The following is a 13,127-nucleotide window of genomic DNA, read 5'->3' on the forward strand; positions in this document are numbered from 1 at the left end:
AGGTCAGGTTTGACTGGGACCCGGCGCGATGGGCAAAACCGAGTGCACGACGCGATTGCCGTCGAAGACGAATTGGTGCGCGGGACGGCGCAGGGGCTCGATTGAGTTATCTGAGTGCATGATAACCCCTGCGCCGGAGGGGATTCCGAGCCCCATAACCGATCCCTCTAGCATCTGCATCGCTCCCGACAGCCCTGTCCACTCGGCTCGCTCGTCGTGCGCGTCGATGACCAACGGCACCAGGTCGAACACGCCGAGCAACTCCCCGTTTTCGTCGACCCCGTAGCGACCGAGCTGGATAGCTCCGGCTGAAACGCCCACTAAAACGGCCCCTTTCGCGTACCGGCCCGCAATCACGTCTTTCATGCCGGTCTTCTCAAACGTCTCCCACCCAAGTCGCACATCGCCGCCCGCGAGCACGATCACTTGGGCTCCCTGCAGAAACGCACGGTCATCCGGACCGAACGACGACTCAATCATGCGACGGTCGATGATTCCCACGGCATCCACTGCCGCTTCGAAGATTTCGTAGAACTCCGGACGATCCCCATTGGATGCGCCGATGTACGCCGCGCTGAGCGGCGTGCCCGGCTCAAGTCCATCGAGGGCGATCTCGAGGAGCAGTCGGCCGTCACGCTTCCAGAACAGCAGCTGGCTGTCGGCCAGCATATAGAGCGGTTGGGGTTGTGGCGCCATCACTTTGGCTGATCTTCGCCGGTGAGCTCCTCGAATCGGGCGAGCGCACCGTCAAGGTCTGGCTCGTCGAAAACTTCCACACGGGCGATCAAGCCGCCTTCGACGGTGAACATCATGATCATCCGCATTTCGGCTTCGAAACCGTCTTGCGAGGTCATGTTCAGCACTTCGGTGAAGACCGCTCCGCGCTCGTTCATCTGGTGCACTGCTTCGATGTACGCGCCGGAATCCGACGTGATATCCCACACGGCACGAATCGATGCGGCCAGATCGGCACCCTCGATCGAGACGAGTGGCCGATGATCGATGTAAGCCGGATTCGAGGTCGTCGCCGGGAGTTCGCGACGATTGAATCGGGCGGGGACCTCTGCAATGACCGACCAGGTTCCCGAATAACCGGCTGCTTCGCCGGCGAGGTACCGCGCATCGAGCTCGCCGAAAGCGGCATCGATATCATCGGCGTCGAACACAACGCGCGCCACGATGCGTTCGTCGGCGTCAATCTCGACGATGCCGAGCAACTCGGCCGAAAACGTTCCGGACTGCTGATCTCCGACCAACCAGTGCTCACGAGTGAGGGACAGGCGCTCCCCACGGGTCGCAATAACAATTGGTCTGATTGCCGAGAGCCCGAAGGCGGCTACCGCCTGCATGCTCGCCATCGTGGCATCTCGACGGTGCAGTACCCCCGCGTTCACCACCCGACGGCGATCGTCGTTGAGAATGTCATCGGCCAGCATCTCCGACACGGCGTTCCAGTTGCGGGCAACGTAGTGCGCCAAATAGCGTTCGAACACTCGGCTCGCCGCATTTTCTAGTTGTATTGGTGGGGAATGCAATTCGTCAAAGCAGGCCAAGGCAGCGTCGAGGTCTGTGTCGTCGAAGACCTCGACGCGGCTGAGGAGGTCGCCTTCGACCATGACGATCAGGATTGCCCGCCACTCGGCGTCAAGGCCCTCTTGCGTGGTTCCACACGCAACATGGCTGATGACCGCTCCTCGATCGCTCAGCTGGTGAACCGCCGCGATGTGGGAGCTTATGTCCGGCGTGAGGTCCCAGACGGAAGGAAGATATGCGGCCAGATCCTCCGGCTCAGTCGTCAAGCAGACTCGGTGGTCGATATAAACCGAATCCGGTGTCATGCCGGAAAGTTCGTGCCGATTGGTCGCGGAATAGCCGCTCGTGACAACTGACCAAGTGTGCGCGTGTGCGGCCGCTTCGCCGGCAAGGTAACGAGCATCGAGTTCCGCGAGCGCGGCGCCAATGTCATCAGGGCCGAACGCGATTAATGCCGTGATTCGCGAGTCGGCGTCGACCTCAACTAATTGGAGGTAATCGACATAGAACTCGTCGGATTCTTCGTGGCTGCGCGAATACCGGGCGCGAGTGAGAGCGATACACATCCCACGAGTAGCAATGGCGACTGCGGTCGCATCCGTGACTTCGACGGCGGCGACGGCACGTAAGTCTTCGACCAAAGCGTCCCGACCGTGGCGGAGGCCGGCTCCGACTACTGGACGGCGATCATCGCTATACAGATCATCGGACACTATCTCGGTCATCGCGGGCCAGTCGCATGCGGCATGGCACGCGAGCAGGCGCTCGTATATGTGCGTCGCCGTGTTTCCCAGTTGCCTTTCCTCGGGTTGGAGCTCGTCGAAGCGGGCAAGCGCGGCGACGAGGTCTGCTTCGTCGAAGAGCTCGTAGCGATTGATTCGGTCGTCTTCGACCGTCACTAGTTCGATGATCCGCCACTCGGCGTTGAATCCTTCTGGTGACGTCCCGTGCGCCGCATAGGTAGCGACCGCCCCGACGCTGCTGAACCGATGCACAGCCTCGATGTAAATGCTGAAATCCGGTGTGACGTCCCAAATGCCACGTACGGCGGCGTGCGGATCGCTTGCATCGATTACAGCCAGCCGCCGGTGGTCGATGGTGACTCGATCCCCTAAAGAAAGTTTGTGCTGGTTGAACGCTGTGCATTCGCGTGTGATCACCGACCACGTGTTCGCGTGCGCGGCCGCTTCGCCGGCAAGGTAGCGCGCGTCGAGTTCCTCGAAAGCCGCGTCAATGTCGTCTAGGTCGAACACCACCACTGCCACGGTCTGGCCGTTCGCGTCGACCTCGACGACGTGAAGGGAATCAGTCCAGAATTCCTCGGTTCTCGCCGAACGAGCGGACATGTGAATACGGGCGAGTGCGAGGCGGTTGCCGCGGGTCGCGGTGAGGGCTGAGGTCGCGGTGGTGAACCCGACACCCGCGGATGTTCGCATGTCGTTGATCGCGGCATCGCGTCCGTGTCGGATCCCGGCATTGGCGCCACGCCGACGATCATCGATGTAAACGTCGGGTACCAGCAACTGGGTCATAGCGTGCCAGTCGCACGCCGTGAAGTGCAGCGAAAAGCGCTCAATCGCTTGGCTTGCCACATTCTCCGAGCGGTGCGCCTGCGGATGCAGTTCCTCGAAGCGGGCCAGCGCCACTTCGAGGTCTGCCTCGTCGAATACTTCGCAGCGGTCCAGTAGATCACCGTCAACCGTGAGGATGCCAATGTCGCGCCACTCGGCGTCGAACCCTTCCTGCGACGTACCGTGCGCCGCGTACGTGATGACCACTCCGCGGTCGCTTAGCCGATGCACGGCCTCGACATAAATGTTGATGTCGGGTGTGTCGCGCCATGCGGCACGCACATATGCGGTCAGATCGCCTCGTCCGATCGACGCGAGTCGTCGGTGGTCGATGTTCGCCCAGGCAGGCGTCGTTGCGGGCAACTCATGTCGGTTGAGCGCGTCGTAGACGCCCGCGACGACCGACCATGTTTGCGCGAAAGCGGCCGCTTCGCCCGCGAGATAACGACGATCGAGTTCCGCGAAGGCAATATCGATGTCGTCGGAGTCGAATATGGCACCGGCGGTGAACCGATTGTCTGCGTCGATCTCAAACATGCCGAGCATGTCGGCGCTGGTTTCCCCGGCTTCAAAGCCATGGACCGAACCCCGAATACGACTGAGGGCTAAGCGCTGCCCGCGGGTAGCAATGGCTGCCGACGTGAGTGCCTCGAAGCCGACCTCGGCGACCGCTCGCATGTTTGCCATGTTGGCATCGCGACCGCGCAGAACACCGGCGTTCACCACCCTACGGTGGTCATGCGACGTAAAATCGCTAGCCATTGTGTCGGCCATCGCGGCCCAGTCTCGGGACGCTAAGCACGCCCAAAAGCGTTCTACCACTTTGCTGGCAGCATTCTCGAGTCGGCGCGCCCGGGACTGCAGTTCTTCGAACCGCGCGAGCGCGGCGTCCAGGTCCGCCTCGTCGAAGACCTCGATGCGGTTGATCAGGTCACCGTCCAGAGTCAGGAGGGTTACCTCCCGCCACTCGGCGTCGAAGCCGTCCGTCGATGTCCCATGCGTCGACTGAGAGACAACGGCTCCGAGATCGCTCAGCCGATGCACCGCACAGACGTAGATCTTGGCTTGCGGCGTCAGCTGCCATGTGGCGTGGATGTAGGGCACCAGCTCGCCCGGCGAGAACGCTCGCCCCCGCCGGTGGTCAAGATTCACCCAGTCCGGCGTCGTCGAGGGCAGCTCGTGGTTATTGAACGCGGCGAAACCCCGCAACAGAGTCGACCAGGCAGACGCATAGGCCGCCGGTTCGCCTGCAAGATAGAGATTTTCGAGCTCCTCCAAGGCAGCGTCCGCATCATCGATCTCGAATGCAATGTGGGTTGCGATCTGGCTGTCGGCGTTGGTCTCAACGATGGTGAGGAAGTCGACGTCGAACTCTTGACCCTGCAGATCGTGGTTGCGGCCCCGAAGGAGGGCGAGGCGACTGCCACGGATGGCGAGGACGGTCGACGTTATGTTCGTCCCTGCCTTGGCGATAGCTCGGTGATTGGCGACGACCACATCGCGGCCATGCCAGTGACCGAAATTCACCATGCGCCGACGATCGTCCACCACAGTGTCATCCGCCAAGATCTCGGCCATCGCGTCCCAGTCGCGCGACGAGTAGTACGCGTATAGTCGTTCACCCGCTTGGCTCGCCGCGTTCTCTAACCGGGCCGCGGCACGATAGAGCTGATCGAATTTCGCGAGCGCGGCGTCGAGGTCTGCCTCGTCGAAAAGCTCGCAGCGGTTTAGCAGATCGCCTTCGAACCCGGCCAGGATGAGTTCCCGCCATTCGGCGTTGAAACCTTCTTGCGAGCTTCCACGAACCACGTGGGTGACGACAGCGCCAAGTTTGTCCAGTCGATGCACGGCTTCGATGTAGCCCCTGACGTTTGGTGCGATCTCCCACGTGGCGTGCATGTACGCGGTCAGTTCACCGGGCTCGAACGCTCTCGCTCGTCGGTGGTCGATGTTCACGCAGTCGGGCGTCAATCGGAGTTGTTTGCTGTTCACAGCGGCGTACGTCTCTACCACGGTCGACCATGAGTGCGAGTAGGCGGCCGCTTCGCCGGCGAGGTAGCGAGCATCGAGCTCGGCGATCGCGGCAACGAAGTCGTCGAGGTCGAAACCTACGCGCGCAGCGATCCGCTGGTCGGCATCGATCTCGACGATGCAGAGCGCTTCGGTGTCGAACTCTTCGGCCTGTTGGTTGTGGCCCGAGAAGCGGGTGCGGGTCAGGGCGAGGTAATCCCCACGCGTGGCAACGACTGTCGACGTGATCCTCTCCACCCCGATATCGGCACGGGCCCTCAGATTGGCGATTTCGACGCCCCGGCCCTGTCTGAGACCGATGTTCACCACGTGACGCCGATCGTCAATAGAAATGGTGTCGGCCATCAACTCGGCCATCGCATCCCAGTCGTGTTCGGCAAAGTAAGTTGAAAAGCGCTCGTCCGCACGGCTTGCCGCATTCTCCAACCGCGGCGCCGGACGGGTCAGCTGCTCGAATCGCGCGGTCGCGCGTTCCAGGTCTGCTTCCTCGTAAACTTCCAGGCGATCGATGAGATCACCCCGGACAGTGAGAAGGCTGATGACCCGCCACTCGGCCTGGAAGCCCTCCGGTGAGGTTTCGCGCGTGACCGAGGTGACTAGAGCTCCGACGTTGTTCAGGCGATGTACCGTCTCGATCGCGCAGGTGTTGTTCAAATCCGACATGGCGTGCCAATTGTCGAGCAACGCAGACCCGGCGCCGGGTTCGAACGCGATCCCGCGTCGATGATCGATGTTCACCCAATCGGGTGTCGTCGCCGGATGCTCACGCCCTCGATTGAGTGCGGCGTAGGCCTGCGTAATTGCCGACCACGTGTGCGCGTAGGCGGCCGCTTCGCCGGCGAGGTAACGGGCGTCGAGTTCGGCAATGGCGGCGTCGAGGTCGTCGAGGTTGAACGCAACCCCAGCAGCGAGCCGGCCGTCGGCGTTGATCTCGTGGACGATAGGTACCTCCGTGACGAACCCCTCACGTCCCTGATCGAGGCTTGCCAAACCGATGCGCGTGAGCGCGAGCCGCTCACCGCGGGTCGCAATGACGGTCGAAGTCCGGTTACGCCATAGTTCGGCGCGTGCCCGCATGTCTGCGAGGTGGGCGTCTCGACCGTGTCGGACTCCGGAGCCAACCAGCCGACGGCGATCGTCACTGGAATAGTTGTCGGCCAATACATGAGCCATGGCCTGCCAGTCGCCCGCGGCGTAGTACGCCGTGAAGCGTTCCACCACTTGACTCGCCGCGTTCTCCAGCCGCGCAACCGGTCGGCTCAGCTCGTCAAACCGCGCGATCGCGGCGTCGATGTCTGATTCGTTGAAAACCTCGGTCCGGTTGATCATGTCGTCCCCGACCGCGAACACCGCGATCCCGCCCCATTCGGCCTCGAGGCCCCCGTGCGAGGTTTCATCCGCGGAATAGGTGACGACGGCGCCGATCCCGCTGAGCCGATGAACCTGCTTGACGTAGACGTTGATGTCCTGCTCGGCGTCCCACCCGGCTTGGAGGTAGGCGTTCATGTCGCCGGGCCCGAAGGCCGCCTCCCGTCGGTGGTCGACGTTGACGCAGTCCGGCGTGGTCAACGGCTGCTCATGTCGGTTGAGCGCCGCATAGCTTTCCGCGACAGCGGACCACGTTTCCGAATGGGGTGCAGCCTCGCCGGCAAGATATCGGGCATCGAGTTCGGCTACGGCGGTGGCGAAGTCGTCGAGGTCAAACGCGATGTGAGTTTTCAGTCGCTTGTCGGCATCGATCTCAACGACGCTGAGAAACTCGATACGAAACGGCCCGGATTGGCGGCCCTGGCCGACGATAGACGAACGGCATAGCGCGAGGCGGTCGCCGCGAGTCGCGGCGACGGTCGAGGTGATCTCCTGGCCGCCGAGTTCCACGAAGACTCGACCGTTGGCGATTTCGACATCCCGGCCGCGCCGGATGCCGGAATTCACCATGCGCCGACGGTCATCGTTGACCATGTTCTGCGCGAGGGCATCTGCCAGGGCATCCCAGTCGCGGGTGGTGAAGTACGCGTTCACGCGTTCGTACACTTGGCTTGCCGCATTTTCCAGCCGGGCTTCTGGCCGGCTGAGTTGATCGAATCGTGCGATCGCGGCGTCGACATCGGTGTGGTCGAACAGCTCGGAGTGGCTGAGCATGCCGCCTTTCACTATCAGCACGTGGGTATCCCGCCACTCGGCGTCGAAGCCCTGTCGTGAGATTCCATGCGCCACGTGGGTGACGACCGCCCCCACCCCGCTGAGCCGGTGCACCGCCGCGATGTGAATCTTGGTGTCGGGCGAGTCATCCCATGCCGCGTCGATGTACGCGATCATGTCGCCCGGCGCGAAACCCGCTCCGTGACGGTTGTCGATGCTCACCCAGTCCGGGGTCGTAGCGGAGTGCTCGCGCCGGTTGAAGTCGTCATAAACCGCCGTGACCACCGACCACGTGTGTGCGTAGGCGGCTGCGTCGAAGGCGATGTATTGGGCGTCGAGTTCGGCGATCGCCGCATCCGTGTCTTCGAGGTCGTAGGAGACGACGTGGGCGATTCGGTCGTCGGCGTCGATCTCGACGACGTTGAGGGCATCGTTCTGGATTGCCTCGGGGTCGCGGCCGCAGGCGCGAACTCGTGCGAGGACGAGACGTTCCCCGCGAATCGCGATGGCGCTAACCATCGAGATCGTGAATCCGACGTTTGCGGCCGCCTGCAAGTCTCTGATCACGTCGTGTCGATCGTGTTGAGTTTCGGCGCTGACGACGCGGCGGTGATCGATGCCGACGTAGTTGTCGGCCACGGTCTGCGCCATGGTGTCCCAATCGCCGGCCGCGAAGTGCGACCAGACGTGCTCGAAGACACGCGCCGCCCTGTTTTCCAGCCGCGGCGCGGGTCCACTGAGCTGATCAAACCTTGCGATCGCGGCATCGAGGTCGGCGTCGTCATACAGCTCGCAGCGGTTGACCATGTCGCCTTCGACTGTTGTCACGGCGATCTCATGCCACTCGGCATCGAAGCCCTCGTCAGAACCACCCTGTTCCGCGTAGGTGCACACCGCCCCGAAATCGCTAAGCCGGTGCACGACCTCGACGTAAGGGCGGATGGACTGGTTGATATCCCCGCCGGCGCGGATGTAGTGGGCCAGATCGCCCGGTGCGAAAGCCGACGCCCGCCGATGGTCGACGCTCACGCAATCACCGGCGAGCGTGGGGAATTCGTGCTTTCTGATCGAGGAAAAGGTGCCCGCCACTGCTGACCACGTGCGTGCGTGAGCCGCCGCTTCGCCTGCGAGGTAACGGCGATCGAGTTCCCCGACGGCCCCGTCGATGTCATCCAGGTCGAACACGACGATCGATGTGAGGTTCTCATCGGCGTCGATCTCGACGAGGTTGAACGCGTCGTTTTGAATCGTCTCGGGGTCGCGCCCGGACGCACGCACCCGGGTGAGGGCGAGGCGTTCGCCGCGGATCGCCACCACATCTGCCATCCAGATCGTGAAGCCGAGGTCGGCGGCCACCTGCAGATCCTCGATCACGGTGGCCGGACTACCGCGGTTCCCGGCGTTGACCACTCGCCGGTGATCCGCGCCGGAGAGGCTCTGGGACAGAATCGCTTTCACCGCATCCCAGTCGCGGGCGGCGAAATGTGACCAGAAGCATTCGTATACGTGCGTTGCCGCGTTGTCCAGCCGTCGCGCTTGCGAATCTTTTTCCTCGAGCCGTGCTTGGGTCGCATCGAGTTCGGCGATCGCGGCGTCGATGTCGTCGATGTCGAACCAGATCTGCAGGGCGACGCGACCGTCGTCATCGATGGCGGATAGCTGGAGTAACTCGTCGAGCGGCGCCCCGGGGCTTGTGTCGGCAGAGCGCAAGGTCATTCGGGCGAGAGCCAGGCGCTGACCTCGCACGGCGACGATGGCTCGGTCGACCCGCATGGCGCCCGACTCGAGATCGAGCCTGGTCTGATGCATCACGCCGCTCAGTTGGTATTCGTTCCGGCTGAAGCCGACGATCTTCCGGCGACTCTCGATGACGCCGTTCGTTGCGAACAGCCCCTCGAACTCGTCCCAGGCCTCGCGATCAACAGCGGCCATCACGCGATCGCCTACGCGTACGCACGCGTTATCCAGCTGCACTGCTGGCGTTTCGGTCGGCGCAGCGGCGGGGGGCGGGACCCGCTCACCGAGGACCAGCCGTGCCATCTCCGCGAGCGCCGTAGCGCCTTTCCGTTCGTACAAATCGACCGCCTGCTCGGCGGCGGCGCGCGCTCCCGCGGTGTCGCCTGCGACACCCAACACCGCGGCCAGCGTCAAGCAGGCGTCGCCGTGATCGACCAGGGCGTCGGTGCGTTCGGCCAGTGTCACCGCTTCCTGGGCGACGCGTCGGGCCGCGTCGTAATCGTTGCCGCGCGCCAGTAGATGCGCGCGAAGTGTGCGCCACGCGATCGACGCCTTCAGCGCGTGCCCGGCCAGACGCTCGCTCTCCGCGCACAATTCACGGGCCTCGTCATCTCGTCCGAGCGCTAGGCATCCCCGGCCCAGCAGCGCGGCGGTCTCGGCGGCGTCGGCGTCCAGGCCCATCCGGCGAAAGCCGTTGTAGGCCTTGCGCAGATGCGGCTCCGCGGCCGCGGCGTCATCAACGATCAGTTCGACGATGCCGGCGAACTGATCGACCTCTAGCAGCGCGTGGCGCAGGCCGAGCTCGGTGACGGTGCGCCGGGCCGAGTCGATCATCCGGCGGGCTGCGGCGGCGCGACCGCGGAAGGCCTCCAGCACGGCCTGGCAGCGTGTCGAGGTGGCCTCGACGGCGGGGGAGTCGGTCGTGATCCGCAGCAGCCGCACCACGTCGAGACACCGCCCCCCCGCGCGCGGAACCGGGTTGGGGCCCCACAGCGCCGCGAGCGGCGCGCCCGCCAACACCGCGTTCACCCGGCGGTGTTCCCGCGCCCGCCGCGCCGCGGTCAGTGCGTCGTCGAGCGCGACCTCGCAGTCGCCGATCCGCCCCAGGCGGGCCAGGCACCCGGCGCGGACGGTGTGCGCTGTGGCCTCACCGGCGGGGTCGTCGAGCTCGGCGAGTTTGGCGGCGGCCGCGCCCAACGCGGCCTCCACCTCGTCCAGCCGCTCGGGGTGGATCAGCATTGAGAGTTGGCCGTCGAAGCAGGTCGCCCATGCCGACAGCCGGGCCGAATCCACTGTCGCCGAATGTAATTGAGAGACGGCGCCCGTCGCCGACGCCACGTCGCCGGCGGCCAGCAGGGCCTCGCAGCGCGCCACCAACAGCTCGGCGGTCTGCTCGTCGCGGTCGGGCAGTTCGTCGTCGATCTCCTCAAGCGCGTGCAGGGCGCGGTTGTAGAGGTCGGCGGCCCCCTCGTAGGCGAGCCGAGTCATCGCCTGGTCGGCGGCGCGCCGGCAATACAGTACGGCCTTGGCGGCGTTTCCCGCCCAGGCGCATTCGAAGTAGTGGTGGGCCAGCTCGGCCAGCAACTCGTCGTCGGCGCCGGGCAGCGTCTCGAGCGTCGCGGCGATGCGCTGGTGCAATCGCATGCGCCGCACCGATGCCAGTTCGGCCAGCAGTGATTGCCGCACGATGGCGTGGTTGAACCGGTAGTACCCGCCGGGCTCTTCGATGACGATGCCGGCTTGGCGTGCCTCGTCGAACGCGTCGACGAGATCGCTTCCGACCACCTGCTCCACCAGTTCCAGCGCGAACCGGCTGCCGACCACCGCGGCCGCGGCGAGGGCCTTGTTCGTCTCAGCCGGGAGCCGAGTAAGCCTGCGGCTCACGGCTTCCCGCACGCCCTGGGGCAGGGTGCTCTGGTCCCACACGCCGCCGCTCTCGTCGACATGGCGCAACGCCTCAATGAGGAAGAAGGGGTTGCCGCCGGTGACCGAGGCCAGCGCGTGGGCGAGTTCCTCGTCGTCATAGCCGGCCTCGGCGACGTAGGCCGTCACGTCGTCCTCGTCGAGCCCGCCGAGCGTCAGGCGGTTGGCCGTCCCGTCGCGGTGCAGGTCGGCGAGCATCGCGGCCAGGGGATGGGAGCGGTCGAGGTCGGTGCTGCGGTAGGTGCCGACGATCTGCACGCGGGCGTGGTCGCCGAACCGCAGCAGATGCCGCAACAGCAGCAGTGTCGGTTTGGCCGCCCAGTGCAGGTCGTCCAGGATCAGAACGATCGGCGTGTTCTTGGAGGCGATCTCGAGCAGCGCGACGACCGCGTCGAACAGCGCATAGCGCTCGGTGTCGGGGTCGGCGTGGGGCGGGGAAGTCAGGTCGGGCACGACATCGGCGAGCCCGGGCACGAGCGACAGCAACGCCTCGACGCCGCGCAGCCCCCGCAGCCGGTCGGCGCCCACACACGGCACCAGCGAGCGCAGCGCTTCGGCGAACGGCTGATACGGCGCCCCGAGATCCTCGTCGCAACGGCCGTACAGCACGATCGCCCCTTGCGCGTAGGCCTGTTTCGACCATTCACCGGACAGCCGCGTCTTGCCGACTCCGGGTTCGCCGGCGATCAGCACGGTGCGCACCCCGCCCGCGAGCGCGTTCTGCCATGCCGAGAGCAGCCCTTCGAGTTCGCGGCCCCGCCCGACGAACGGGCCCGGGCCGACGAGCACGGCGGGGAAGGCGGGCCGCTCCATCGGCGCCTCGGGCGGTTGCGGTTCCAGTACGTCCGCGCCGGTCTCAAGCCGCAATTCGAAGACATGCTCGGGGCGCGCGAGGTTCTTCAGCTGCCGCATGCCCAGGTCGGTGAGCATGACGTCGTCGGCCAGCGAGTCGATGACGAGCTCGGCGGTCGCGCCGGAGCACAGGATCTGGCCACCCTCGGCCAGGGACCGCAGCCGCGCGACCCTGTTGACGGCCCGGCCGAAGTAGTCGCCGTCGCGAAATTCCACCTCGCCGGTATGCAGCGCCATCCGGACGCGGATGGGTTCCCGCGATGTCCACGGCTCGCGAGCGATCGCGTCCTGCAACTCGATGGCCGCCGCGGCGCCGGCGGAGGGCCGGTCGAAGACCGAAAACGTCGCATCCCCCTCGCCGCGCGTCTTGATCAGCCGGCCGCCGCGCGACGTGACGACCTGTTCGACGAGTTCGTCGTGGCGGGCGAGTGCCACCGCCATGGCATCGGCGTCCGCCTCCCACGCGGCCGTCGACCCCTCGATGTCGGTGAGCAAGAACGTCACCGCGCGCGTCACCGACGGAACATTTTGTGCCACAGCGATATCCAGCGAGGCATCCTGGGTGACGATCGCCGCCTGGAGCCGGCGAAGTTCCGGCCCCGGGTCGACTCCGAGGTCGTCGGCAAGTAGCGACCGGGCCCGTTGATAGGCGCCGAGGGCCTCGCCCTGCCGGCCGGCGCGGTACAGCGCGAGCATCAGCTGGCCCCAGCGCCTCTCGCGCAGCGGCGCCTCGGCCACCGCGGCCTCGAGATCGCCGATGATCTCCGCGGCGCGGCCCGTGGCCAGCAGCGCGTCGGCGCGTTCCTCGATCAGCGCGGCGTGCCCTTCGATCCACCGCGTCTTTTCCGGCGTTCCGCGCCGGCCGTCGGGCAGCTCCGGGATTCCGCGCCACAGGGCAAGGGCCTCGTCGAAGCGGGCCAGCGCCTGGTTGATGTCGCCCGCGGCCGCGGCATCGCGTCCCAGCCGGGCCGCCGATTTGTAGCGCGACGCGTCGACATCGCCCTCGGCGAGCGCCCACCCCGCCCCCTGGGTCACCACGAAGCCGTCGCCGAGGGTGCGACGCAGCGACGAGATGTGGGTCTGCAGTGCCTTGGCGGCGGTGCGGGGCGGGTCCTGGCCCCACAGCAGCTCGACGAGGGTGTCTGCCGGCACGACGGAACCGTGGTGCAGTCCGAGCATCGTGAGAATGGCGCGCGCTTTCGCGCCCGGTATGACGACGGACGCTCCGCCCTGCCGGACCTGGAGTGGTCCCAAAACCCCCAGTTCCACCGATGAAAGAGTACTCACGTCAGCTATCTTCGGCGGGACAATTCAATGCCCGGTCAAGATCGGGTAAAG

General features: G+C 65.4%; 2 protein-coding genes. Both read right to left on the reverse strand.

Annotation, left to right across the window (positions count from 1 at the left end; genetic code table 11):
- Window positions 1-3: 3 nt before the first annotated feature.
- A complete protein-coding gene (locus OQ789_RS20330) occupies window positions 4-699 on the reverse strand; it encodes a Type 1 glutamine amidotransferase-like domain-containing protein (RefSeq protein ID WP_420716160.1) in 696 nt (231 codons plus the stop codon).
- Complete coding sequence (locus OQ789_RS20335; RefSeq protein ID WP_324688029.1) at window positions 696-12,968, reverse strand: BTAD domain-containing putative transcriptional regulator; 12,273 nt, start codon at window positions 12,966-12,968, stop codon at window positions 696-698. The genes OQ789_RS20330 and OQ789_RS20335 overlap by 4 nt, the downstream gene beginning before the upstream one ends.
- Between the last annotated feature and the right edge of the window lie 159 nt (window positions 12,969-13,127).

Origin of the sequence: Mycobacterium sp. 94-17 (genome assembly GCF_035617725.1) — a bacterium.
Taxonomy (GTDB): domain Bacteria; phylum Actinomycetota; class Actinomycetes; order Mycobacteriales; family Mycobacteriaceae; genus Mycobacterium.

Excerpts from the sequence above, each read along its gene's own strand:
- OQ789_RS20335 (WP_324688029.1), bottom strand. The coding sequence starts at position 12,968 with ATGCTCGGACTGCACCACGGTTCCGTCGTGCCGGCAGACACCCTCGTC.